At 72.4% G+C, this 24,947-nt stretch carries 19 protein-coding genes and 1 tRNA gene; 11 read left to right on the top strand and 9 right to left on the bottom strand.

Annotated elements, in window-relative coordinates:
• Positions 1–201 precede the first annotated feature (201 nt).
• Together ACFE67_RS05540 and ACFE67_RS05535 are read right to left on the bottom strand one after the other, a co-directional pair.
• Entirely contained in the window at positions 202–864 is a 663-nt protein-coding gene (locus ACFE67_RS05540; RefSeq protein WP_375405873.1) for a GNAT family N-acetyltransferase, read from the bottom strand.
• A gap of 133 nt (positions 865–997) precedes the next feature.
• The gene (locus ACFE67_RS05535) at positions 998–2,524 is read right to left on the bottom strand and encodes a DEAD/DEAH box helicase (protein WP_375405872.1); all 1,527 of its coding nucleotides are present in this window, start codon (positions 2,522–2,524) and stop codon (positions 998–1,000) included.
• Between the two features lie 198 nt (positions 2,525–2,722).
• Between ACFE67_RS05535 and ACFE67_RS05530 the strand changes: the two genes are divergently transcribed.
• Positions 2,723–3,412, top strand: coding sequence for a ferritin-like fold-containing protein (locus ACFE67_RS05530; protein WP_375405871.1), 690 nt, complete (start codon positions 2,723–2,725; stop codon positions 3,410–3,412).
• 100 nt (positions 3,413–3,512) lie between these two features.
• Here the strand turns inward: ACFE67_RS05530 and ACFE67_RS05525 are convergent, their stop codons facing one another.
• Positions 3,513–3,794, bottom strand: coding sequence for a hypothetical protein (locus tag ACFE67_RS05525; RefSeq protein WP_375405870.1), 282 nt, complete (start codon positions 3,792–3,794; stop codon positions 3,513–3,515).
• 1 nt (position 3,795) lies between these two features.
• The gene (locus ACFE67_RS05520) at positions 3,796–4,020 is read right to left on the bottom strand and encodes a DUF3107 domain-containing protein (RefSeq protein ID WP_375405869.1); all 225 of its coding nucleotides are present in this window, start codon (positions 4,018–4,020) and stop codon (positions 3,796–3,798) included.
• Between the two features lie 165 nt (positions 4,021–4,185).
• Between ACFE67_RS05520 and ACFE67_RS05515 the strand changes: the two genes are divergently transcribed.
• The gene (locus tag ACFE67_RS05515) at positions 4,186–7,233 is read left to right on the top strand and encodes an ATP-dependent helicase (protein WP_375405868.1); all 3,048 of its coding nucleotides are present in this window, start codon (positions 4,186–4,188) and stop codon (positions 7,231–7,233) included.
• Entirely contained in the window at positions 7,226–10,474 is a 3,249-nt protein-coding gene (locus tag ACFE67_RS05510) for a UvrD-helicase domain-containing protein (protein ID WP_375405867.1), read from the top strand. The genes ACFE67_RS05515 and ACFE67_RS05510 overlap by 8 nt, the downstream gene beginning before the upstream one ends.
• On the opposite strand, the gene ACFE67_RS05505 is transcribed toward ACFE67_RS05510, so the two are convergent.
• A complete protein-coding gene (locus ACFE67_RS05505) occupies positions 10,405–11,472 on the bottom strand; it encodes a phosphotransferase (protein ID WP_375405866.1) in 1,068 nt (355 codons plus the stop codon). The two genes, ACFE67_RS05510 and ACFE67_RS05505, sit on opposite strands and share 70 nt — an antisense overlap.
• 80 nt (positions 11,473–11,552) lie before the next feature.
• Here ACFE67_RS05505 and nudC point away from each other — a divergent pair, with 80 nt between their 5' ends.
• Positions 11,553–12,509 carry an NAD(+) diphosphatase gene (nudC, locus tag ACFE67_RS05500; protein ID WP_375405865.1) on the top strand — a complete coding sequence of 319 codons (957 nt, stop codon included), beginning with the start codon at positions 11,553–11,555 and terminating at the stop codon, positions 12,507–12,509.
• On the top strand, positions 12,503–14,254 hold the full coding sequence (locus ACFE67_RS05495; RefSeq protein ID WP_375405874.1) for an ATP-dependent helicase: 1,752 nt from the start codon (positions 12,503–12,505) through the stop codon (positions 14,252–14,254). Before nudC ends, ACFE67_RS05495 begins: the two co-directional genes overlap by 7 nt.
• Positions 14,255–15,105: 851 nt before the next feature.
• Here ACFE67_RS05495 and ACFE67_RS05490 read toward each other — a convergent pair.
• A complete protein-coding gene (locus tag ACFE67_RS05490; RefSeq protein ID WP_375405864.1) occupies positions 15,106–16,446 on the bottom strand; it encodes a zinc-dependent metalloprotease in 1,341 nt (446 codons plus the stop codon).
• 20 nt (positions 16,447–16,466) lie between these two features.
• Here ACFE67_RS05490 and ACFE67_RS05485 point away from each other — a divergent pair, with 20 nt between their 5' ends.
• The 5 genes from ACFE67_RS05485 (at position 16,467) to ACFE67_RS05465 (ending at position 22,216) form a co-directional block, all read left to right on the top strand.
• Positions 16,467–17,585 carry a PDZ domain-containing protein gene (locus tag ACFE67_RS05485; RefSeq protein WP_375405863.1) on the top strand — a complete coding sequence of 373 codons (1,119 nt, stop codon included), beginning with the start codon at positions 16,467–16,469 and terminating at the stop codon, positions 17,583–17,585.
• On the top strand, positions 17,582–20,509 hold the full coding sequence (locus tag ACFE67_RS05480) for a UPF0182 family protein (protein WP_375405862.1): 2,928 nt from the start codon (positions 17,582–17,584) through the stop codon (positions 20,507–20,509). Before ACFE67_RS05485 ends, ACFE67_RS05480 begins: the two co-directional genes overlap by 4 nt.
• A gap of 41 nt (positions 20,510–20,550) precedes the next feature.
• Positions 20,551–20,627 (top strand) — tRNA-Met (locus ACFE67_RS05475).
• 181 nt (positions 20,628–20,808) lie between these two features.
• Entirely contained in the window at positions 20,809–21,030 is a 222-nt protein-coding gene (locus ACFE67_RS05470; protein ID WP_375405861.1) for a helix-turn-helix domain-containing protein, read from the top strand.
• Between the two features lie 4 nt (positions 21,031–21,034).
• Positions 21,035–22,216, top strand: coding sequence for a tyrosine-type recombinase/integrase (locus ACFE67_RS05465; RefSeq protein WP_375405860.1), 1,182 nt, complete (start codon positions 21,035–21,037; stop codon positions 22,214–22,216).
• A 165-nt stretch (positions 22,217–22,381) separates the two neighbouring features.
• Here the strand turns inward: ACFE67_RS05465 and ACFE67_RS05460 are convergent, their stop codons facing one another.
• Together ACFE67_RS05460 and ACFE67_RS05455 are read right to left on the bottom strand one after the other, a co-directional pair.
• Complete coding sequence (locus ACFE67_RS05460) at positions 22,382–22,738, bottom strand: hypothetical protein (RefSeq protein ID WP_375405859.1); 357 nt, start codon at positions 22,736–22,738, stop codon at positions 22,382–22,384.
• Between the two features lie 89 nt (positions 22,739–22,827).
• A complete protein-coding gene (locus ACFE67_RS05455; RefSeq protein WP_375405858.1) occupies positions 22,828–23,289 on the bottom strand; it encodes an ArsR family transcriptional regulator in 462 nt (153 codons plus the stop codon).
• A gap of 283 nt (positions 23,290–23,572) precedes the next feature.
• Here ACFE67_RS05455 and ACFE67_RS05450 point away from each other — a divergent pair, with 283 nt between their 5' ends.
• Positions 23,573–23,788, top strand: a complete 216-nt coding sequence (locus ACFE67_RS05450) for a hypothetical protein (protein ID WP_375405857.1) — start codon at positions 23,573–23,575, stop codon at positions 23,786–23,788.
• A 253-nt stretch (positions 23,789–24,041) separates the two neighbouring features.
• Here the strand turns inward: ACFE67_RS05450 and ACFE67_RS05445 are convergent, their stop codons facing one another.
• Positions 24,042–24,530 (bottom strand): hypothetical protein, encoded by a 489-nt coding sequence (locus ACFE67_RS05445; protein WP_375405856.1) that lies wholly within the window; start codon positions 24,528–24,530, stop codon positions 24,042–24,044.
• Positions 24,531–24,947: the final 417 nt, after the last annotated feature.

Genomic DNA, 24,947 nt, shown 5'->3' with positions numbered 1-24,947 from the left:
GATCAGAACAGCACGACGACGAGCATCCACCCGGTCGAGCGTGCTGAAACGTCAGTGATGCCATGAGACACAAACGTCAGCGATGACCTGAGACAGAAACGTCAGATCCCTGCTGAGACTCGACATGCGCGTCTGAGTCCTGCTGAAGCTCCTCAGTCCTGCTGAAGTGCTCGGTTCCGTCGCGTCCGGTGCCGGTAGGGGTCAGTCGATCCCGAGCCAGTCGCGGAGCGCTTCGACGCCGTCGAGCTGCACGTGCGGGCGCAGGTCCGGCCCGCGGGAGTCCCACATCGCGTGGGACATCCTGAACCGCTTCTGCACGGTGACGCGGCCCTCGCGGTCCAGCCGTTCCTCCCCGTTCGGCTCGTAGCCGAGCTTGCGGGTCACGGCGTTGGAGGCGACGTTGTCCGCCCACGCGGAGGTCGTCACCTCGGCTGCGCCGAGACCGTCGAAAGCGAGCGTCAGGATCGCGATGCGGTTCAGCGTGCCGATGCCCTTGCCCTGCCACGCCTGCCCGAGCCACGAACCGCTCTCCGCGGAGCGCGTGGTGGGGAACCGCTCCGCCTCCAGGCTCTGCACCCCGATCAGCGTGTGATCGAGCCGGGCGGCGAACTCGAGCGACCAGTGCTCCGGCGACATGTCGTGGCGCAGCCGTGACTGGTATCGGAAGACGTTCCGCGCGACCTCGACTTCGGACCCGCGCGTCCACGGCGTGGTGAACGGCAGGAAGTTGCCGTGGATCCCGCTGGCCGCGAGCCGGCCGAGATCCAGGGCGGTGCGGTCGTCCACCGGCGCGAGCTCGATGTCGGACACGGCGATACGGACACCGAGCAGCGGCCAGATGTCGACGTCGGACGGGGTCGGCATCCCGCGATGCTAGCGGCCGCTCCATGCCCCTGCCGGGACGCGCCCTCCGAGCGCTTCAGCAGGACTCAGCAGCTTCAGCAGGACGGAATCGTGCGACCTGTCCTGCTGAACGTGCTGAGTCCTGCCGTCGTGCTCAGGCGGAGGGGGTCGCCGGGCGCGGGCCGCGACGGCGGCGACGGCGGCGCGGGTTGCCCGAACCGTCGTGCGTGCCGGAGCCCGGGACACGCTGCTCGTGCGCGCCGCCCTCGTGCGCGCCGCTCTCGCTCGCCGAGCCCTCGGCGGCCGCGGGCTGCGACGGCTCGATGAACGCCGGCACCGTCGCGGTGGTGGCACCGTCGGAGGTGCGGCGGGAGCGACCCCGCGACCGCGCGGGCCGGGAGTCGCCGCCTTCGGAGGAACCGGACCGCGCGGGCCGGGAGTCCGTGCTCTCGGCGGTTCTCGCGGCCCGGGCGGCGGCGGCCGCAGCGGCGCTCTGCGCATGCGCCAGGCGCCCCCTCGTGCCGGCGGGGATGTGCAGCTCCTCGAACAGGTGGGGGGAGGAGGAGTAGGTCTCGACCGGCTCCGGCTTGCCGAACTCGAGCGCCTTGTCGATCAGGGCCCACTTGTGCAGGTCGTCCCAGTCCACGAAGGTCACCGCGATGCCGGTCTTCCCAGCGCGCCCGGTGCGCCCGGCGCGGTGCAGGTACGCGTCCGCGTCCTCCGGGATCGTGTGGTTGATCACGTGCGTCACGTCGTCGACGTCGATGCCGCGGGCGGCGACGTCGGTGGCGATCAGGACGTCCTTCTTCCCGGTGCGGAACGACTGCATCGCGCGCTCGCGCTGGTCCTGGCCCAGATCGCCGTGCACGGCGGCGGCCTCGAAGCCGCGGTCGGTCAGCTCCTCCTGCAGCCGGGCGGCGGCCCGCTTGGTCCGGGTGAAGATCACGGTCTTGCCGCGACCCTCCGCCTGCAGGATGCGGGCGATGACCTCGTCCTTGTCGAGCGAGTGCGCCCGGTAGACGAGGTGCTCGATGTTGGCCTGCGTCAGACCCTCGTCGGGGTCCGTCGCGCGGATGTGCACGGGGCGGTTCATGAAGCGGCGCGCGAGCGCGACGATCGCGCCGGGCATCGTCGCGGAGAACAGCATCGTGTGGCGGGTCGGCGGGGTCTGCGCGAAGAGCTTCTCGATGTCGGGCAGGAAGCCGAGGTCGAGCATCTTGTCGGCCTCGTCCAGCACCATCTCGCGCACGTCGGCGAAGGAGATCAGGCGCTGGCCCGCGAGGTCCAGGAGGCGGCCGGGGGTGCCGACGATGATCTGGGCGCCGGCCTTCAGCGCCTCGATCTGCCCCTCGTACGCCTTGCCGCCGTAGATCGCCGCGACCGTGGTGGGGCGGTTGGCCGTCGCCATCACGAGGTCCTCGGCGACCTGCACGCACAGCTCGCGGGTGGGGACGACGACGAGCACCTGCACGCCGGGTTTCGGGTCGTGGCCGAGGCGCTGGATGATCGGCAGGCCGAAGCCGAGGGTCTTGCCCGTCCCGGTCTTGGCCTGGCCGATGATGTCCTGGCCGGAGAGGCCGAGGGGGACGGTCTGCGCCTGGATGGGGAACGGCTCGAGGATCCCGTGCCCGGTGAGCGCGTCGACCAGGTCCTGGTCGACGCCGAGTTCTGCGAATGTCAAAAGAGGGATGTGCCTGTCGGATCGGCGCGCGTGAGGCGCGGAGGTTCGCGCGGATCACGGAACGGATCGCGCGGGTGCGCCGAGATCGTGCGTTCCTGACCGGCGCGTGCGGGTCCGCGCCACGGCGGACCACGGACTCATGATAGCCGCCGCCAATATGCTTACCGGGTGATCCGACTGGGACGACGGCGTCCGTCCGTGCCCCGTCCCCGGCGGAATGCTCCTGCCAAGGTCGAGCGCATCGCGCTCGGGGACCTGCGACCGGACACGGAGGCGCTGCTGGGCCGGGTCGCCTACCTCAAGCTCGCGCTGTTCGAGTCGGCCTCCGCGGTGGCAGGGAGGGCGACCGATCTCGGCGACCGCGAGGCGATCACGCGCGTCGCCGCTGCCGTGCTCGATCAGCACTCCGAGCTGACCGCGCTGATCGAGGCGCGGGGTGCTGTCTCCGCGGCGGCGATGCACCCGTTCACCGCCGACATCGATCGCTACCGGCGGCGCCTCGCCGACTCCGGATGGCACGAGTCGGTGCTGACCCTCCATCTCTCCGCCGGGCTGCTCGACGACTTCTTCGCCGGGCTCGCCGCCGGCCTGCCCGAGCCCGACGCGCGCCGGGTCGTCCCGATCCTGCAGCGCGACATCGGCCACGACGCGCTCGTCGCGGTGCTCGAGCAGGGACTGGCCGTCGACGAGCGGCTCGGCTCCCGCCTCGCGCTGTGGGGGCGGCGGCTCGTCGGCGACACGCTCCTCGTCGCCCGCTCGGCCCTCGCGGACGTCCGCGATGCCGCCGGTCAGCCGGCCAGCACGGAGGCGCGCCGCGTCGAACCGATCCTGAACGACCTGATCGCGGCCCACACCCGCCGCATGGACCGGCTGGGCCTCACCGCGTAACTGCCGGTCGAGCACTTCAGTAGGACTCAGGAGCTTCAGCAGGACAGGATCGGCGATTCCGTCCTGCTGAAGGCGCTGAATCCTGCTGAAGCGCTCGGGCTCACGCGGCGGCGAGTCGGCTCTCGTCGGCGCGGTGGCGGGACGCGCGGAGGGGGACGCCGACCGCGACCGCCGACAGCGCCGCCGCGAGCAGCGACGCGAGCCACATGGCCGGGCCGCCCTGCGCGACCTGCGCCCACGTCAGCCCGACCCATACGATCGCGCCGGCAACCCCCGCGACCGCGGGCAGCAGCAGCACGCCGGTGAGGGCGCGCCGCGGCAGCACCGCGTGCGCGGCCAGACCGAGCACGATCGAGACCGCTTCGGCGTAGATCAGCTGCATGTCAGGCGACGAAGCCGACGCGCCGCGTGCGCTCGCTGCCGACCTCGACGTAGGCGAGCGACGCCGTCGGCACGAGGTACAGGCGGCCGTTCTCGTCCGTGAGGGTGAAGTGCGTCGCCTTCTTGTCGATCGCGTCGCCGATGGTCTTCTGCACGGCGGCAGGCGAGTCCGCGCTCTCGAACGCGAGCTCCCGGCCGGAGTTCTGGATCCCGATGCGCACCTCCACGAGGCCGCCCCCTTTCTTGCTCCTCCGCGCGAACGGGCGGAGGACTGCGGTTCGGCCGGTCTGCGACCGGCCCGCCGCCAGTATCCCGCGCGTCGCCCGCTGCGCGACGGCCGTTCCGCGGTGGGCGGACAGGCGATGTCGGTCCCCGCCCCTACTGTCCGAGCCGTGCCCGACCTCCCGCCCCTCGACCTCGACCAGTCGGCCGTGCTCGCGCTGCCCGACGGTGCGTCGGCGGTCGTGCTGGGCGCGCCGGGCACGGGCAGGACGACGACCGCGGTCGCCCTCGTGGCGGACCGGATCAGGAGCGGGCGGCTCACCCCCGACGCCGTGCTGCTGCTCGCCCCGCGACGCGCGCAGGCGTCCCGGCTGCGCGACCGGCTGCTGCTCGAGGTCGGGCGTCCCGTCTCGGCTCCCCTCGCCCGCACGGCCGCGTCGCTCGCGTTCGACATCGCACGGCGCGAGGCCGCGGAGGACGGGCGCGACGCCCCGGTGCTGCTCTCCGGCGGCGATCAGGACCGACTGATCGGGCAGCTGCTGCCCGGCTCCGGGGTGGTGTGGCCCGAGCGGCTGGGGCCGGAGGTGCGGGGGACCCGCGCGTTCCGCGGCGAGCTGCGGGAGCTGTTCGCGCGCTGCACGGAACGCGACGTCGATCCGGTGGAGCTCGCCGATCTCGGCGCGATGGCCGGGCGGCAGGAGTGGCGTGCGGCCGCGGCGTTCTGGCGGCAGTACCTCGAGATCCTGCCCGCCGTGGAGCCCGACGCCTTCGACTCGGCCGAGCTCGTCGCGCTCGCCACCGCGGCGGTGCTGCGCGACCGACCCGGCGATCTGGCCGGCAGCCTGCGCCTCGTCGTGGTCGACGACATGCAGGACCTGGGCGAGTCCGCGGTCGGGCTGCTCGCGGCGCTCGCCGAGCGCGGCTGCGCGGTGATCGCGTTCGGCGACCCCGACATCGCGGCCGACACGTTCCGCGGCGGCGAGCCCGACCTGCTGGGCCGGTTCGAGCAGCGACTCGGCATCGAGGCCCCCGCGCGCCTGAAGCTCGGCACCGTGCACCGGCACCCGGACACGATCCGCCGGTTCGTCGCGAAGGTCACCGAGCGGATCGGCACCGCGCTCGCGGGCCCGCAGCGGGTCGCGACCGCGCGCCCCGGTGGTGCGCCGGTGCTGTCCGTCGAGGCCGACGGGCCGGGGGCCCTCGCGGCCCGGGTCGCGCACCTCCTCCGGGACCGGCACCTGGAGCACGACGTGCCGTTCGCGGAGCAGGCCGTCGTCGTCCGCTCCGGCGCGCTCGTCGAGCCGCTCGCCCGCGCACTCGAGATCGCGGGGGTGCCAGCGGTCACCGCCGGTACCGCGCAGGACGCCGTGGACCGCGCCGCGCGAGCGCTCGTCGAGGTCGTCGCGGTGGCGCTCGGCCTGATCCCGCTCACGCCCGAGACCGCCGTCTCGCTCGCGACCGGCCCGTTCTGCGGCCTCGATCGGCTCGCGCTCCGACGGCTCCGGCTCGCGCTGCGGGTGGAGGAGCTGGGCGGAGGCGGCGTGCGCACCGCCGGGGAGCTGCTCGTCGACGCGCTCGCCGCGCCGGATCGGTTCGCGACCATCGACAGTCCGCTCGCGCGACGGGCGGCCCGGCTCGCGCAGACCCTGCAGCAGGTCCGCGAGCTCGACGCGACCGGGGCGTCGGCGGAGGACCTGCTCTGGCACGTGTGGGACTCGAGCGGTCTCGCACCGGTGTGGCGGGAGCGCGCGCTCGGCGCCGGTCTGGTCGCGGCGGAGGCGAACCGCGACCTCGACGACGTCGTCGCGCTCTTTGCCTCCGCGGCGCGCGCCGCGGAGCGCGGCCCGACCGACCCGGCCGCGGTGTTCCTGACCGCGCGGCTGGAGGCGGACGTCGTCGACGACTCGCTGGCGCCGCGCGGTCTGCGCGACGGCGTGCTCGTCACGACCCCGGTCGGCGTCGCCGGCCGCGAGTTCGACACCGTCGTCATCGCAGGCCTCCAGGACGGCGTGTGGCCGAACCTGCGGCCGCGCGGCTCCCTGCTGGCGCTCGGCGAGCTGGTCGCCCGGCTGGACGGCCGCGGCGTGCCGGCGTCGCCGGTGGACGAGCGGCGGGCCGTCCTGTCCGACGAGCTGCGCCTGTTCGCGCTCGCCGCGTCGCGGGCGCGGTCGGTGCTGCTGCTCGCCGCGGTGGCGAACGACGACGAGGCGCCGAGCGTGCTGTTCGGCCTCGCCGACGGTCCCGCTCCCGACACCCTGGCGACCGCGCCGAACGCCCTCCGGCCGGTCGTCGGCCTCCTGCGCCGCACCGCGGTGAACGGCCCGCCGGATGCTCGGGGCGAGGCCGCGGCGGCGCTCGGTCGCCTCGCCCGTGCGGACGTGCCCGGCGCCGCGCCGGCGTCGTGGTGGGGCCTCGCCGGGATCAGCACGGACGAGCCGCTCGTCCCCGATCCCGAGCAGCCCGTGCGGGTCTCCCCGTCGAAGCTGGAGCGGTTCGAGGCGTCACCGCTCGACTGGTTCCTCGAGCGGGTGGCAGGAGGTGAGCCGATGCTCGCCGGCGCGATCGGCACGATGCTGCACTGGGTGCTCGAGACGGCCACCGCGCCGGACGAGGCCGCGATGCTCGCCGCGCTGGAGGGCCGATGGCGTGAGCTCGACTTCGAGGCGGACTGGATCGAGGCGAAGGAGCACCGGCTCGCGGACCGGATGATCGGCTCGATCTCGCGGTACCTCGCGGACGTCGCGGCCGACGGCTCGGTCCTGCTCGGCGGTGAGACGACGTTCGAGTTCCCGGTCGGCCGGGCGCTCGCGACCGGCACGATCGACCGCGTCGAGCAGGACCGGGCAGGGCGGGTGCGGGTCGTGGACCTGAAGACGGGATCAACCCGCCCCTCCGGCCCCGAGACCGCACGGCATGCGCAGCTGGGCGTCTACCAGCTCGCGGTGCGCGCCGGCGTCGTCGACGGCATCGACGCGTCGGCGCCGAGCGGGGGAGCAGCGCTGCTGTTCGTCCGCCAGAAGGGCAAGGAGCCGTACGCGCTGCTCACGCAGCGGGCGCTCGACGACGAGACGGCGGACGCGTTCAGGGACCGGCTCGCCGCGGCTGCCGAGGGGATGGCCGCCGCCCGGTTCGACGGCCCCGTCGAGCCCGAGATCCGCTTCGGCTCCAGCCCGTTCCGCCCGATGCTGCTGCGGGTGCCGGAGGTCTGCGGTGGCTGAGGTAGGCGGCGCTGAGCAGACCGTGACGCGGGTCGTCTCCGCCCTGGAGATCGCCGACCGCCTCCGCAGGCCGCCGCCCACGCAGCAGCAGCTGGCGATCATCGAGGCGCCGCTCGGTCCGGCCCTCGTGGTGGCCGGTGCCGGCAGCGGCAAGACCGAGACGATGGCGATGCGGGTGCTCTGGCTGCTCGCGAACCGGCGGGCGCGCTCCTCCGAGGTCCTCGGGCTGACCTTCACCAGGAAGGCGGCCTCCGAGCTCGCCGAGCGCGTCAGGGAGCGCCTCGCGATGCTGTCGGCGGCCGGGCTCGCCGAGGACTACGACCCCTTCGATCCGCCGGTAGTGTCCACCTACAACGCCTTCGCGAACGGGCTGTACCGCGACAACGCGGTGCGGATCGGCCGAGACGCGGACGGTGTCGTGCTCGGGGAGGCGTCGGCCTGGCAGCTCGCGCGGCGCGTGGTGGTCGAGTGGCCGGACCCGGAGATCGCCGAGCTCGACCTCGGCGTCGACCGCATCACCCAGCTCGTGCTCGATGTCGCGAACGGGCTCGGCGAGCACGCCGCCGACCCGGCAGCGGTCGCCGCGATGGCGGAGGCGTACGGCGCGGCGATCGAAGCGCTCCCCTACGGTGGCAGGAGCGTCTACCAGGGCGAGGTCGACGAGGCGCTGGTGCCGGCGCGGACCCTGCCGACGCTGCTGCGGCTGGCTGAGGCGTTCCGGGACGCCAAGCGGGCCATCGGGGCGGTGCAGTACAGCGACCAGGTGTCGCTCGCGCTCGACATCACGGCCGCGGCGCCCGACGTCGTGCAGGCGATCCGCGCGCGGCACCGCGTCGTGCTGCTCGACGAGTACCAGGACACCTCTGTCGTGCAGACGCGGCTGCTGGCCCGGCTGTTCGCCGGCGGCGCGGTGATGGCGGTCGGCGACCCGCACCAGTCGATCTACGGCTGGCGCGGAGCCTCGGCGGCGAACCTCGACGACTTCGCCCGCGACTTCGGCCCTTCGAGAGCCTCAGGAACCGTAGGGGACGGGTCCGTCGCGGTGCACGCGCTGAGCACCAGCTGGCGGAACGGCACCAGGATCCTCGCCGCCGCGAACGCGATCGCGGAGCCGCTGTCGGCCGCCGCGCGCGTGCCGGTGGGTCGGCTCGACCCGTCGCCGGCCGCCTCCGAGCACGAGGTCGACACGGTCTTCCCCGAGACGCTTGCGGAGGAGGCGGACGCCGTCGCGGGCTGGTTCCGCACCGCGCTCGCGGAGGCGTCCAGACCGCCCTCCGCCGCGATGCTCGTGCGGGCACGACGGACGCTCCCCGAGTTCCTCGCCGCGTTCCGTCGCGCCGGTGTGCCGTACCACGTGCTCGGCGTCGGCGGCCTGCTGCTCGAGCCGGAGGTGATGGACCTCGTCGCCGGCCTGCGGATCGTGCACGACGCCCAGGCGGGACCGGAGCTCGTCCGCCTGCTCGCCGGCGGCCGATGGCGGATCGGGCCGGCGGACCTCGCGGCGCTGCAGCACCTGGCGCGGTGGCTCGAGCGGCACGACCCGACCGAGCGGCGCCTGCAGCCCGAGGTCGCGGCCGCCTTCGACCGCTCGCTCGCCGAGGGGGAGAGCGCCTCGATCGTCGACGCGCTCGACTTCCTGGCTCGCCGGAGGACCCACAGCGCGATCGCCGGTTTCAGCGACGAGGGCCTCCGGCGCCTGCGCGAGGCGGGCGCGCTGTTCGCCGGGCTGCGCGCGCGGTCCGGCGGGGATCTGCCCGGGTTCGTGCGCCTGACGGTCGAGACGCTCGGCCTCGACATCGAGGTCGCCGCGAACGAGCGCCGACTCGGCCCGGCGCCGCTCGAGGCGTTCGACGAGGCGCTGTCCGGCTACCTGGCGGTGTCGGAGTCGTCGACCCTCGGCGGGTTCCTCGGCTGGCTGCAGACCGCCGAGCAGAAGGAGGACCTGTCGCCGCGCAGCGAGCCGCCCGAGGCCGGCACCGTGCAGGTGCTCACGATCCACGGGTCGAAGGGGCTCGAGTGGGACCTCGTCGCCGTGCCGCGCCTCGTCGCCGACGAGCTGCCGGCCAAGCCGCAGAGCAGCAAGGGCTGGCTGACCGCCGGGGTGCTGCCCTACGCGTTCCGCGGCGACGCCGACGAGCTGCCGGTGCTCGACTGGCGCGCGCTCGAGGACCGGAAGGCGCTGAAGACCGCCGTGCGGAGCTTCAAGGACTCGGTCACGGCGATGCTGCTCGCGGAGGAGCGCCGCCTCGCCTACGTCGCCGTCACCCGGGCCCGGCACCGCCTCCTGCTGTCCGGGTCGTTCTGGGGCGGCCAGCGCAGCGCCCGTGCCGCCTCCTCGTTCCTGACCGATGTCGCGGCGGCCGGCGTGGTGACGCAGCCGCCGCAGTCGTCCGCGTTCGACGAGCGTCCCGAGGGCGCGCCCCCCGAGACGCTCCGCTGGCCCGCCGATCCGCTCGCGGGCAGGCGGGACGCGGTGCAGGAGGCGGCCGATGCGGTCGCCGCGGCCTCCGGCGACGGCGGACGCTGGGCGCGCTCCGTCGATGTGCTGCTCGCCGAGCGGGCCCGCCGGGCGGCCGGCGGCCGGACGGTCCTGCCCGACCGGATCCCCGCCTCCCGCTTCAAGGACTTCGTCGACGACCTCGACGCCGTCGTCGACGCCGTGCGCCGCCCGATGCCGGAACGGCCGTACCGCGCGACCCGGCTCGGCACGGTCTTCCACGCGTGGGTGGAGCGCCGCGCGGGGGTGCCGGCGTCGGAGGAGCTCGTCGACGCCGGCCGCTCCGAGCGGGACGAGTCGATCGAGCCCGACGACGACGTGCCCGGTCTCGAGGCGTTGCAGCGCACGTTCGAGGCCAGCGAGTGGGGCGCGCTCGAGCCGCTCGAGGTGGAGACCGAGATCCAGGTGCCGTTCGAGGGCAGGATCCTGGTCTGCAAGATCGACGCGGTGTTCCGGCGCGGCGACCCTTCGAGTGCCTCAGGACAGCGCCGGTTCGAGATCGTCGACTGGAAGACGGGCCGACCGCCGACCTCCACCGCCGACGCGGAGCTGAAGCAGCTGCAGCTCGCGCTCTACCGCTTCGCGTACGCGAGCAGGGAGGGCATCGACCCGGCCGCGATCGACGCGGCGTTCTACTACGTCGCGCACGATCTGGTCGTGCGGCCGCAGCGGGTCTACTCCGCGGAGGAGCTGCGCGAGGCGTGGGCGGCGAGCGGCGCCCGCGATGCGCCCGCTGCGCGCTGACGGCGGGCGTCGAGCATCCGCTCGACCTCGGTGACCGTCAGGGTCGGCAGCCGCTCGCCGACGAGGGTGCCGCCCGTCCCCTCCAGCACGGACGCGAGCAGGGCCTCGAGCATCTGCACCGCGTCGTCCGCGACGACGGCGTCGCCCCGGTCCGCGCCGTGCAGCAGCCAGCGCGCGATCTCGAGCTCGGCGTACAGCAGGGCACGGCGGGCGATCGCCGCATCGGAGCCGCGGCCGCGCGTGGCCGTGTAGGTGTCGAGCACGGATCCGGCGGCCCCGGCCGCGGGCAGCCCGAGCACCCAGGCGACGTCCCGCGCCGGGTCGCCGACCTGCAGGCCCGCCCACCCGAGCACCCCGGTGACCCTGCCGTCGAGGTCTTCCTTCTGCGTCACGAGCAGGCTCTCGGCGGCGAGACCGCCGTGCACGACGCACGGCCGGAAGCGCCAGAGGGTCGGGTCGGCTGCGGCAGCGGTCCAGCGGTGGATCAGCTCGAGCGGCACGTCGCCGGTGGCGTCGGCGCGCGCGATCAGCTCCTCCACCCCCTTCACGCACTCCGCTGCCGTCGCGACCGGGAGGCCCGCGTCGGCGACCACGGCGGTGGGCAGCTCGTGGATCGCGGCGATCGCCCTGCCGATCGATCCGGCGAGCGCGCTGCCCGCGCCGACCGAGGCGGGCTGCAGGCGGACGCCGGGGAGGTAGGTGCTGACGACCGCCTGCGGCGCGGGCAGGACCCCGACGGTGCTCGGCACGGCGAACGGGAGCCGGGCGCGCACACCGGGCGTGAGCGCGGCCAGCACGGCGATCTCCGCGGTGAGCCGGGCGCCCGCCTGCTCGTCGACCGGGGCCCGGACGACCAAATGGTCGCCGGCCGCGTCGGTGAGCAGCGCCGCGTCGTGCTGGCCGTCGCCGCCGCCCGTGAAGGTCCGCGTGACGGCGACGTCGAGGCCGGGAACGGCCAGTGTCGCCAGCGCGGCTAGGGTGAAGCGGTGCCTGGGCATGCCGACCAGGCTAGGTCGGGGGACCTCCCGGGGGTCCGGCGGCATCGGCGTGTCCGCGCCGGGGAGAGGTGCATCGCACGATGGCGTCGGGGTTCAGCGATTCGCTTCCGCTCTCACGCAGCACGCTCGACCGGGACGCCCTGTCGCGCGACCGGCCCGGCGTGCTCGAGGACTCCTGGGCTGATCCGGCGACCAGGGTCGCGGTCCTCGCGGGCGGCCGCGCGCTGCTGACGGCGGACGGCTCCGGTCTCGCGCTCGTGCCCCCCGCCTCCCTCCCCGAACCCGCGCTGCTGCTCTACCTGGGCCGCACGACGGAAGACGGCGAGCCGTCCGTCGGCACCGTCGTGCTCGGCGCGGTCTATACCGAGCCGCCCGTCGAGGCCGACCTGCCCGGTGAAGGCGTGTGGGCGGACCTGCGGCTCGACGGCGCTCGATTGTCCGCGCGGGACGCCGGACTGTTCGCCGAGCTGCTCGGGCTCGCGAACTGGCATCGCGTCGCCGGGTTCTCGCCGCGCAGCGGTGTCCCGACCGTGCCGGGGCGCGGCGGCTGGGTGCGGCACCCGGAGGGCTTCGATCAGGAGTCGAGCGGTGAGCACGTGTTCCCCCGCACCGACGCCGCCGTGATCATGGGCGTCGTCGACGGGCTGGACCGCCTCCTGCTCGCGAGGAACCAGGCGTGGCCCGAGGGCCGGGTCTCGGTGCTCGCCGGCTTCGTCGAGCCGGGGGAGTCGTTCGAGTCCGCGGTGCGCCGCGAGGTGTTCGAGGAGGTCGGGGTCCGGGTCGGCGAGGCCGAGTACCTCGGGTCGCAGCCGTGGCCCTTCCCCGCCAGCGTGATGGTCGGCTTCCTGGCGCGGACCGTCGACGACGGCGAGGTCGAGGCGGAGCCCGACGGCGAGGAGATCCGCGAGGCCCGCTGGTGGTCCCGCGAGGAGCTGCTCGCCGCAGCCGGCACCACGCTGCACCTGCCGGGTCGCACCTCGATCGCGCGGGCGATCATCGAGCACTGGTACGGAGGCAGGCTCGAGGGCGACTGGTGAGCGCTGCCGAGGCGCTGCTCGACGCGCTCGACGAGCAGCAGCGCGCCGCCGCGGAGACGCTGACCGGCGCCGTGTGCGTGCTCGCCGGCGCCGGGACCGGCAAGACCAGGACCATCACGCACCGGATCGCCTACGGCGTCGCCACCGGCGTCTTCCCGCCGAAGCGGGTCATGGCGCTGACGTTCACGACCAGGGCGGCGGCCGAGCTGCGGGCCAGGATGGCGGCCCTCGGCGCGCCCGGCATCGCCGCGCGCACGTTCCACTCCGCGGCGCTGGCGCAGCTGAACCACTTCTGGCCGGAGCTGATGGGGTCGCCGGCGCCGTCGATCCTCGATGCCAAGGCGCGGCTCGTCGCGCGGGCGGCGGAGGGGCTGCGGATGCGACTCGGCACCGCGGCGCTGAAGGACGCGGCGGGAGAGATCGAGTACCGCAAAACCGCCGCGATCGGCTTCGACAGGTACGCCGCGCTCGCGATCGACCGGGTGATGCCGCAGGGTCTCGACGTCGACGCGATGGTCGCGCTGCAGCAGCGCTACGAGACCCTCAAGGACGAGCAGCGGCTGCTCGACTTCGAGGACGTGCTGCTCGCCACGACCGGGATGATCGAGTCCGAGCCGGCCGTCGCGACCGAGGTGCGGGAGCAGTACCGCTTCTTCACGGTCGACGAGTACCAGGACGTCTCGCCCGCGCAGCAGCACCTGCTCGACGCGTGGCTGGGTGACCACTCCGACGTCTGCGTGGTCGGCGACGCGAGCCAGACCATCTACTCGTTCGCGGGCGCGCAGAACGAGTACCTCCTCCGCTTCGGCGAGCGCCCCGGCGCCTCCGTCATCCGGCTGGAGCACAACTACCGGTCCGTCGACGGGGTCGTGAAGGCCGCGAACGCGCTGATGACCGGGCGGCGCGGCGCGCTGACGCTGAGTGCCGTGCGCCGGGCGGCGGACCCGAGGGAGCCCGCGATCCAGGTCCGGGACTACGCCGACGACGCGGACGAGGCGGCCGGGGTCGCGCTGGCGGTCGCAGCGCAGATCGCGGGCGGGACACCGCCGGGCGACATCGCCGTGCTGGTGAGGATCAACGCGCAGGCCGCGATGCTCGAGCAGGCGTTCGCCGGCGCGGGCGTGCCGGTCACGACCGGCAAGGCCCGGCGGTACTTCGAGCAGCCCGTCGTCCGGAAGGCGGTGGAGCTGCTGCGCGCCGCCGTGCAGGCGCGGCTGGAGGAGCCGCTGATGAAGTCGGTGAGCGACGCCCTCCGGCAGCTCGGTCACACGCATCACGCGCCGCAGGGCCCCGGCGAGCAGCGCTCCCGGTGGGAGCTGCTCGATGCGCTCGGCACCCTCGCCGAGCAGGCACCGCCCGGCACCACGCTGACCGGGTTCGTGGCGGACCTCGCCGAGCGGGCCGCCGCGCAGCACGAGCCGCCTGTCAGCGCGGTGTCGGTGCTCACGCTGCACGCTGCGAAGGGCCTCGAGTGGCCCGTCGTGTACCTCATCGGCTGCTCGGAGGGGCTGCTGCCGATCTCCTACGCGACGACCGCGGCGGAGGTGGATGAGGAGCGCCGGCTGCTCTACGTCGGCATGACTCGCGCGCGCGACCGCCTCAGGATGTCGTGGGCGCGATCGGCGGCGCCGCGGCCGGGGGAACGCCGGTCGTCCCGCTTCCTGACCGAGCTGGGGCCGTCGGTGCAGGTCCGTCAGCCGACCGGCACGAGCACCGCGCGTGCCAGGGCCGGCGCTCGCGGCTGAACCCGCCGCCCTCCGCGATCCGCAGCGCCGCGCCCTCGAGCCCCGTGTCGCGGTGGAGGCGCAGCGCGTCGAGCGCGTCACCGAGCGCGGCGAACGCGGCGAGCCGGGTGCCGATCGACGTCGTCGTCCTGGCCGGCCCTCGGCGGAGCAGCTGTGCGGCGACGGCGCGGCGGGCGGGATCGTCGAGGCGGTACTCCTCGGCGCAGCGGAGGCAGGGCGTGGCCCCGGGCACGACGTAGGGGCCGACGACCGCGGCCTGGTCGTCGAACACGAGCGCGATGTGCGGCCGGTCCTCCGCGAGCGCCCGCACGGTGTCGGCAGGTGGGACCAGGTGGTGCGCGAGGATCACGACGACGTCGGGCCGAGCGGCGGCGGAGGAGCCGAACCAGGGACGCGCCATCGCGGTGAGGTCCTCGGGTCCGTCGAGCGCCACGGCGAGCGGCGGCGGCTCCGGCCCGGTGCGGAGCAGGACCGGGTCGAGCCGTGCGAGCAGCGCATCGAGATCCTCGAACCCGGCGTCCGCGGCGACGGCCGCCAGCCCGCGCCGGTCCGTGCCGAGCACGAGCGCGGAGATCACCTCCTCCGCGCCGGGCGGCACCCGCTCGAGCCGCGCGAGCTCGGGATCGTGCCCGAACTGCAGGCTGTCGGGCGTCCGCCACAGCGGTGTCGCGGCCGGATCGATGCGGAGCACTCGGGGATCCTCGCGGCTCCGGCGGCAGCGCGCTCGGCGCTCTCCACAGGCGGTTCCGTTTTGAAGGAGTTCGTCCGCCGAAGGCCGGAGAACTCCTTCAAAACGGAAGGACTCGTCCGTCGGCATCCGCGCGCTGCGGAGCGTGGGTCGGGCCGAGGACTCAGACCGGAGGGGGCGGGTCGTCACCGCGGAGGAGGTCCTCCAGCTCGCGATCGACGTCGTCCTGGGCCGGCTCGGCCGCGGTGAGACGGGCGATCAGCGCGTCGGGATCGTCGATGTCTGCAGCCGTCGGCAGCAGGTCCGGGTGGGACCAGAGCGCGTCCCGGCCCGCGGTGCCGAGCGCGTCGGTGACCCTGCGCCACATCGCCGCCGCCTCGCGCAGCCGCCGCGGCCGCAGCTCGAGGCCGACGAGGGTCGCGAACGCCTGCTCGCCCGGGCCGCCGGTCGCACGTCTGCGGCGTACCGTCTCGGCGATCGCGGCCGACTTCGGCAGGCGTGCGGTCGCGTCGGCGGTGACGACGTCGACCCAGCCCTCGACGAGCGCCAGCGTCGTCTCGAGGCGGTTCAGCGCGGCCTCCTGCGACTCCGTCTTCGGCGGGATCAGCTCGCCGGAGGAGAACGCCTCCTTGAGCCGCTCGGTGTCGGTCGGGTCGAAGCCCTCCGCGAACCGCTGCACCTGGTCGAGGTCGACGCCGAGGTCCTTCGAGAAGTCGCCGATCGTGCTCGTGAGGCCGAGGCGCAGCCAGCGCGCATGGCGGAACAGGCGAGCGTGCGCCAGCTCGCGGACGGCGAGGTAGAGCGTGATCTGCTGCTGGTCGATGTCGAGGCCCTCGCCGAACGGGTCGAGGTTCTGCGGCAGCAGCGCCGCCTTGCCGTCGGGCAGGAGGGGGACGCCGACGTCGCCGCCCGAGACCACCTCGGCCGCGAGGCCGCCGACGACGGCGCCGAGCTGCGCGGCGAAGATCGTGCCGCACACCTGCTGCAGCATCCGGCCGACGTCGGGCACCCGCGCGGCGAGCTCGCCCGCGATCTCGGTCGGGATCTGCTCGGTGAAGACGCTGGTCAGCGAGTCGGCGATGCGCAGCGCGACCGGCTCGGCGAGCTGGATCCAGAACGGCATCGTCGCGCGGATCCACTGCGTGCGGGTCAGGGTGCTCGGGGACTCGGGCAGCGTGTCGAACACGGTCGATTCGTCGAGCCACAGGCCGGCGACGGAGAACGCCTGCTGCCCCTCCGTCGTCTGCCGGTCGGTCGCGGACAGCGTGCCCGCCCCGGCGGCGGCGATGGCCTGATCGGTCGCGATCGACCAGTCGATCTTGCCGTCGGGGTTCTGCATCGCCTGCCGCAGCTGCGCCATCAGCTGCTCGAGCCCGGCAGCGCCACCGGGCAACCCCATCGCCTTCGCGAGCGCCGCGGTGTCCGGCGCGCCTCCGCCGGCCATCATCCGGCGCAGCATCTCCTGCAGATCCGGCTCGGAGGCGTCCTCCGGCTCATCAGCCATGCGCTTACGCTAGGCGCTCGATGCAGGCTCCACGGTCGCGTTCGCTCGGCGCGCACACGCGTCCGAGCCGGCCCACCCTGATCGCCGGCGCCGCGATCCTGCTCGTGTTCGTCGTCGCGCTGCTCCCGTCCCCGTACGCGGTCGAGCAGCCCGGCCCCGTCTACGACACGCTCGGCTCAGCCGGCACGGGCAAGGACCGCGCACCGCTGATCTCCATCCCGGGGCGCACGACCTACCCCACGACCGGGCGGCTCGACCTGCTCACGGTGTCCGTACTCGGCAGCACGACCGGTGGGCCCTCCTGGTTCGACCTCGCGGAGGCGTGGCTCGACCCGAGCAAGGCGGTGATCCCGCTGGAGGCGGTGTTCCCGCAGGGTCAGACGCAGGGCCAGGCCGAGCAGCAGAGCGCGCAGGAGATGACGGGTTCGCAGCAGAGCGCGATCGCGGCGGCGCTGACGCAGCTCGGCGACCCGGTGAAGGGCACGGTCGCGATCGAGAAGGTCGAGCGCGGCTCGGCTGCGAGCGGCGTGCTGCAGGAGGGTGACGTCGTCACGTCCTATGACGGCACGGCGATCGGGGACGCCTGCTCCCTCCAGAACGCGGTGATCGCGAACGGCACGAAGGCGGCGACGATCCTGATCAGCCGCGCCGGCGCCTCGATGACGGTCCGGATCACTCCGAGGCCCGTCGCGGACGGCACGGGCGGCACCCGGCCGCTGCTCGGGGTGTCGACGTCCGCCGTCATCACGCCGCCCTTCACGGTGCAGCTCAAGATCGACGATGTCGGCGGCCCCTCCGCCGGGATGATGTTCGCCCTCGGGATCATCGACAAGCTGACGCCCGGCGCGATCACGGGCGGCCGGCACGTCGCCGGCACCGGCACGATCTGCGGCGACGGCCAGGTCGGGGCGATCGGCGGCATCGTGCAGAAGATGTCCGCGGCCAGGGCCGCGGGCGCGACGCTGTTCCTGGCGCCGGCGGACAATTGCGACGAAGTCGTCGGCCACATCCCTGACGGTCTCGATGTGGTTCCTGTGACCACCCTGTCGAACGCCGTCGCGACGCTCGACGAGGTCCGCGAGCGGGGCCCCGGGCCGGGTCTGCCGACGTGCGCCGCCCAGGTATCCTCAGCCGGGTGACGACGCAGACAGCAGCGCCGGCACGACGTCGACGCGCGGCACTCGCGATCACCTTGGGCGTTGTGGTGGTCCTCCTCATCGGGTTCTTCCTGTTCGCGGGGCTCTACACCGACGCCCTCTGGTTCGGGAAGCTCGGCTATTCGGGTGTGCTCTACACCGAGTGGCTCACGATCGCGGCGCTGTTCGTGATCGGGTTCCTCGCGATGGCCGTGCCCGTGATCGTGACCATCCAGCTCGCCTACCGGCTGCGGCCGGTGTACGCGAAGCTCACCGCCCAGCTCGACCGGTACCAGCAGGTCATCGAGCCGCTGCGCCGTGTCGTCATGATCGGCGTCCCCGTCGTCGTGGGCCTGTTCGCCGGGGTGTCCGCCGCTGCGCGCTGGCAGCCGATCCTGCTGCTGCTGCACTCCACGAGCGTCGGCAAGAAGGACCCGGTCTTCGGGTTGGACGTCGGCTTCTACCTGTTCCAGCTCCCCGCCCTGCACGGCATCGTCGGTTTCGCGTCCGCCGTGCTGGTGGTCAGCGTGATCGCGTCGCTCGCGACCGCCTACCTCTACGGCGGCATCCGCATCGTCGGCCGCGACGTGCGTGTGTCCCGAGCCGCGCGCGTGCAGGTCTCGGTCACGGTCGCGGTGTTCCTGATCGTGCAGGCGATCAGCCTGTACCTCGACCAGTTCACGACCCTCTCCGACACCGCGACAGGTGGGCTCATCACCGGTGCGGCGTACGCCGACGTGAACGCGGTCATCCCCGGCCGGCTGATCCTCGCGGTCTGCGCCCTGCTGGTCGCCGCGCTGTTCGTCGTCACGGCGGTGATCGGGCGCTGGCGCCTCCCGCTCGTCGGCACCGCGCTGCTCGTCGTGGCGTCGATCGTCGTCGGGTCCGTCTTCCCGTGGGCGATGTGGAACCTGCAGGTGAAGCCGAACGAGAGCAGCCTCGAGAAGGACTACATCACCAACGCGATCAAGGCGACGCAGGACGCCTACGACGTCGCGGGCGTGCAGCAGATCGCCTACGACGCGAAGACGACCGCGACGCAGGGCGCGCTCAGCGCCGATGCGCAGACGACGGCGAACATCCGCATCATCGACCCCAAGGTCGTGTCGCCGACGTTCGCACAGCTGCAGCAGTTCAAGCAGTACTACAAGTTCCCGACGTTCCTCGACGTCGACCGGTACTCGATCGACGGCACGTCGCAGGACGCCGTCGTCGCGGTGCGCGAGCTGAACCAGGGCGGCCTGCCCAACTCGTCGGCCTTCAACGACACCTTCGTCTACACCCACGGCTACGGCCTCGTCGCCGCCTACGGCAACCGGCGCACCAGCGACGGTGCGCCCTCCTTCTTCGAATCCAACATCCCGTCGAGCGGCTCGCTCGACGTGACCGAGCCGGGCATCTACTTCGGCGAGGAGTCGCCGACGTTCTCGGTCGTCGGCGCGCCGGCGAACGCGAAGCCGCTCGAGCTCGACTACGTCAGCGGCAACGCCGCCAACGGCACGCAGACGAACACGACCTACAATGCGACGGGCGAGGGGGAGGGCGGGCCGAGCGTCGGCAACCTCTTCAACCGCCTGGTCTACGCGCTGAAGTTCTCCTCCGACCAGATCCTGCTGTCGACCGACGGCGTGAATGCGAAGTCGCAGATCTTGTACGACCGCAACCCGCTGACCCGGGTGCAGAAGGTCGCGCCGTACCTGACGCTCGATTCGGACCCCTACCCGACCGTCGTGGGCGGACGCGTGGTCTGGATCGTCGACGGCTACACGACCTCGACGTCGTACCCCTACTCCTCGACGGAGAGCCTGTCGAGCGCGCTGTCCGACACGAGCACGAACTCCGCGGCGACGTACGCGACGGACAACCTGAACTACATCCGCAACTCGGTGAAGGCGACCGTCGACGCCTACACCGGCAAGGTGACGCTGTACGCGTGGGACGCTGGCGACCCGGTGCTCAAGGCCTGGAGCAGCATCTTCCCGTCGACCGTGCGACCGATGTCGCAGATGAGCGGGTCGCTCATGAGTCACGTCCGTTACCCGGAGGACCTGTTCCGCGTGCAGCGGGCGATCCTCGGCACGTATCACGTCAGCGACCCGACGTCCTTCTACCGGAAGGACGACCAGTGGAAGACCCCGACCGACCCGTCCTCCTCTGCGGCGGACGACAGCAACACCCAGCAGCCGCCCTACTACCTGACGATGAAGCTGCCCGGCCAGTCCACTCCCACGTTCTCGCTCTACTCGACCTACATCCCCAACTCGACGACGACCGGGTCCAACGCACCGCTGACGGGCTACGTCGCGGTCGATGCCGATGCCGGATCCACCTCCGGCGAGAAGCGTTCGAACTACGGGAAGCTCCGCATCCTCGTGCTGCCCCGGAACACCGTCGTGTCCGGGCCGACGCAGGTGCAGGCGCAGTTCCAATCGAACGCCACGATCAAGTCCCAGCTGAACCTGCTGAACATCGGAGGGACCACCGCCGGCGGTTCGAGCGTCATCTACGGCAACCTGCTGACGATCCCCGTCGCGGGCGGCCTGCTGTACGTCGAGCCCGTCTACGTGAAGTCGGCGTCCGCATCGTCGTACCCGCTGCTGCGGAAGGTGCTGACCTCGTTCGGCAACAACGTCGCCTTCGAGGACACGCTCGACCAGTCGCTGAACTCGCTCTTCGGCGGCGACTCCGGCGCTGACACCCCGGACTCGTCGAACGGCAGCGGCTCGGGGACGACTCCGGGTACCACCACCGGCGGCGGGTCGGGCACGACGAAGGACAACGCGGCGCTGCAGAAGGCCCTCGCCGACGCCAAGACCGCCCTCGCCGCACGCGCGGCGGCGTACGCCAAGAACGACCTCGTGGCCGCCGCGCAGGCGGACCAGGACCTGCAGACCGCGATCGACGCGGCCATCGCGGCGGAGGGCTGAGTCCGCCCGACGTCCTCCCCGTGATAGTCTTTCGCACGCATCGCGGGGTGGAGCAGTTCGGTAGCTCGCTGGGCTCATAACCCAGAGGTCGTAGGTTCAAATCCTGCCCCCGCAACCACTTGTTTGTCAGAGCGTGAAGGCCGGAAACCCGCGGGTTTCCGGCCTTCTTCGTTTGGTGCAAATGCGCAGGTCATCGATAAGTCATCGAAAACCCCTCCTCAGCCGCTCCGAACCGGGTCCCCGCCCTGGATGGCTCCGGTCTCCACTGGATCCTGGGCCGGGTTGCGCACCTGGTCGGTATGGACTCACTCCCGACCCGGCCGGCGGCGATCGCTGGCCTGCAGCCGCTGATCGACCTCGAGACACTCGCGACCTACCTCGGTGTGCCGGTCGCGACCGTGTACGACTGGCGGTCGCGTCGCCTCGGGCCGCCGGCGTACCGAATCGGGAAGCGGCTGATGTTCGCCGTCCCCAACGTCGAGGCGCGGCTGCAGCAGCGGCGCGACCCGAGCGGTCGGTGACCCGGTGGTGAGGCCGCGCCTGCCGATCGCCACCGCAGGCGACATCGCCTGCTCGACCGCCGACTCCGGCACGGTCACGGCCCGGATCCGGTTCCGCGACTGGGACGGCGTCACCCGGATGGTGCAGGCCTCCGGCCGCACCCGCGCCGCCGCAGAGCGGGCGCTGAAGGAGAAGCTCGCCGCCCGCGCCGAGTACCGCCCCGGCAACTCCGACCTGACGGCGGACAGCACCTTCAAGGACCTTGCCGACTACTGGCTCGCCGACATGGAGGGCAACCCGGACCTCGCGCCCGGCACGAAGCGGCTGTACCGCTGGAACATGACCCACCTCGTGCTGCCGGAGTTCGAGCATCTGACGTTGCGGGAGATCGGCGTTGCGCGCTGTGATCGGTTCATCAAGCAGCTGCGGCAGGCCAGCTACAGCCGGGCCAAGCACGCCCGGAACGTGCTGCGGCAGGCGTTCGGCCGCGCGGTGCGGCATGAGGTGCTGGTCCGCAACCCGATGGAGTCGATCGCCCGAACCACGAGACCGCGGGCGGACCCGACCGCGCTGACGGCAATCGAGGTGACCGCGATCCGGCTGGCGATCCGTGCCTGGGAGCGGGGTAGCGGAGGCTCCGGCCCGAGCCCAGACGGGCAGCTCGGCGCCATCGTGGAGGTGATGCTCGGCACGTCGGCCCGGATCGGGGAGGTCCTCGCGATCCGCCGCCGCGACATCGACGCCGCAGTCGCCCCGCCCACGATCCGTCTCGCTGGCACGATCGTCTGCCCGACGGGTGCGCCTCCGGAGCGGCAGGACCACCCGAAGACCGCCCGCCGCACCGTCGCCGTGCCGAGCTTCGCGGCCGAGGCCGCACGCCGACGCCTGGCGGTGTGCACGGACCGCTCGCCGGACGCGCTGCTGTTCAGCAGTCGGAACGGGACGCCGCTGACGCCGAACAACGTGCGGAACCAGCTGCGCCGCGTGCTCGCCCGGGCGGGACTCGACGACGTCAGCCCGCACACGTTCCCCCGCACCGTCGCGACCGCGGTCCATGCGCACGCCGGCGTCGACCTCGCCGCCGAGCTACTCGGCCACGCCGACCCGCGAATCACGGTGCAGCACTACATCCGCCGCAACGAGATGGTGAACCCGACGACCGCCGAGATCCTGGAGGCGGCGTTCCCTCCGCTGCCGGAGGAGTGAGGGCTTCCTGTCAGACTCCGGCCTCCGGTCCCGCTCACCGGCGACACCGGAGCCTGCTCGTCGTCCGCGGGCTCGGCCCGGCGATACGGCGATAGCGATTCGGCACACCGCCGTCGACCCGGCGGCCCGAGCTGACCGCGTCGTCGCGCGTGCTGTACCGAGCGCTTACAAGCGGAGGAGACCGACGGCGGCAGCGTGGAGGTTTCCTGCGACCTCCACGGCCTTGATGGCATCCGCCGAGCCGACTGGTCTGGCCTCATAGCGGTCCTGGTTGCGTGCTCGTCGGAGGCGGTCGAACTGCGCGGCGGCTGCGTCGGCTGGCGGGGAGTTGAGGACCGCCCTCAGGGCACGGCCCAGCGCCTCGTGCTGACCGGCACCGCCCCGTGTTCGATACCCGTAGGCGGCGAGCAGCGCTTCACCGACGTCGTGGCAGGCGTCATACGCGATCCCGTAGCGAACGGCCGGACTGGTGAGCAGCGGGAGTTGGCTGATGCGCTCCGCGGCTTGGTCCAGGAATGACACTGCTCGCGGTTGATCCCGGGACACGAGCTCGAGCCGGCCTGCTCGGACCAGCGCGGTGAGTGCTGCCCGCTGAGCGTCCGAGAGCGGAGTCACTGCCACGGCGCAGATCCGATCAGGACGACGATCGGATTCGCTCGGACGTTGTTCAGGAATCCGGAGTCCGCGTCGGCTTCGGCCCGCGTGAGGATCGTCGGGTTCACCGGCCGTCGCGCCGACTCCTCGACGCGAGCGCATGCGTCGTAGACCTCGTCGGGGGAGGGTGTGCCGATGACCATGAGGTCGACGTCGTTCGGTGATGCTCCAGCTCGTCCGTCGAGTCGTGCGGCGAATGATCCATAGATGAGCGCGTGCTCGATGCCATCGATGTCAGCCAGTTCGGCGCGCAGCAGGGTGGTCGGGCCGGTCGATACGAGCAGGATCTGTCGCAGCGGCGCGACGAGCGGACTCGACTCCTCCGCGTGGATGAGTCGGGTGCGTCCGACGACGCGCTCGGCAAGGATTCCCGCTTCGATCAACCGGCCGACCTCGCGGTGCGCGGTCGGATATGCCACGTCGGCGTGACGGGCAAGCTCGGCGAGAGTGCGCTCCTGGTCGAGCAGTGCGACGGAAAGGAGACGTGCCTGGCCTTCGGATCGAAAGATCGGGGCGAGGAGCGGCGGGCGAGTCCTCATATGATGGATATTACTATCCATTATTGCGACATACAAGCGGGAGTCACTCGCCCGCACCGACGCAGATTCCCGCGTCAGACGCCTTCAGGTCGCGTGGAGCCGCTGCATGCAGCTCAGAGGGTTCCCGTTCTCCACGCCGACCGAAGTAGTTTGGAGTCAGGCGATGAACTTCCCCACCCCGGATGACACCAGAGTGGCGTCGGCAGCCGTCACCTGCGAACGGACGACAAATTTGCCCGGTCTACGGGCGGCGGTCCTCGCGGCCTACGAGAAGCAGGCGATCGTGCAGCACGGTCCGCAGCTGACCTCCGCACGATCAGCACTGCTTGAGCAGAAGCGAATCGCAGACGAGATCCTGCGAGCGACCTCGCCCCGCTGAACCTCCGACATCACAGCGGCTCGTTCGAGACGTCCTGACGTAGGCAGCCGAGCCGCTCCCGGTGTCTTGTCTTCCTCGCGCCCGTCTTGCGAACGAGCAGTTGAGTTGAGACGCAGTCAGTTGTCGGCGATGTCGTCGGGGCCAGAGGTCCTCAGTCGCTAGGGACCGCACAGCGCCGTATTGCCACGGCGGTGCAGCGGTTCGGCGTGGCGCGCTGTGTTCTTGCGGTCGGCTGGAGTTGCGGGAGTGACGTCTATCGGGGTTGGGACGTTGCTGCGGCCTGAGTGAGTTGGCGGATCGGGGTGTTGAGGCGGATGGTGACGGCGATGCAGTAGAGACCGACCCCGAGGAAGAAGATCAGGCCGATGGAGGTGAGGGTGAGGAGGACGGGGTCCGGGTTGGTGAATGCGACGCCGAGGGAGTTGGGGAGTTCGATAGCGAAGATGGTGAGGGCGCCAAAGGTTTGGCGTCTTTGCTGGTGTGCGAGTTCGAGTACGACGTCGGTATGTTCGAACTCGAGCGGTGCTTTGCGGGCGAGTTGTCGTCGGATTCCGCGCCGGTCTGATTTCGTGAGCGGGATCCAGGGGGACTCGTATCGGCTGTTGAGGTTGAATTGTCCGCCGACGAAGAGCCAGACCACGCCGAGGATGATCAGGGTCAGCGCGGCACTGCTGCCGACGAGCTGCAGGGTGTCCCGCGCGTGAGTGTCGAGGAGCGCGAGCAGGTGCGCGGTGATGCTCACAATCCAGAGCGCGGCTAAGACTGGTGCCAGCCACCGGTTCGCTCGCCGCCGCGCGACGGAAGGTTCGGTACGCCAGATCCGGAGCATTGTGGCTCGGTCGCGGGCGGTGTCCCAATCGCTGGTGGGCTCGTCTGTCTGAGTTGGTTGAGTCACGTGACTTGTTCCAGATGGGCGTCCGTCAAATTCACAAGCGGATCATCGCAGGTGCAAACGAGACGTCGGTCCGCGCCGCCGTCTCGGACGCAGGCGCGCGAGATACCCAGGGGATGCTCGGCGTGGCCGAGCGGTCGCGCCGCTACCGCTCGAACACGACGCCCAGAGCGAGCGTATGGTCCGCGTCGTCAAGCCCTGAGCACAGTCGTAGGACAAGGTCTGACGCTTGTTTCCATCCGAAGCGCTCGACGGCCGGTCGGTAGA

This window comes from uncultured Amnibacterium sp. (genome assembly GCF_964244015.1).
Classification (GTDB): Bacteria; Actinomycetota; Actinomycetes; order Actinomycetales; family Microbacteriaceae; genus Amnibacterium.
This window is presented reverse-complemented; position numbering and strand designations above follow the sequence as displayed.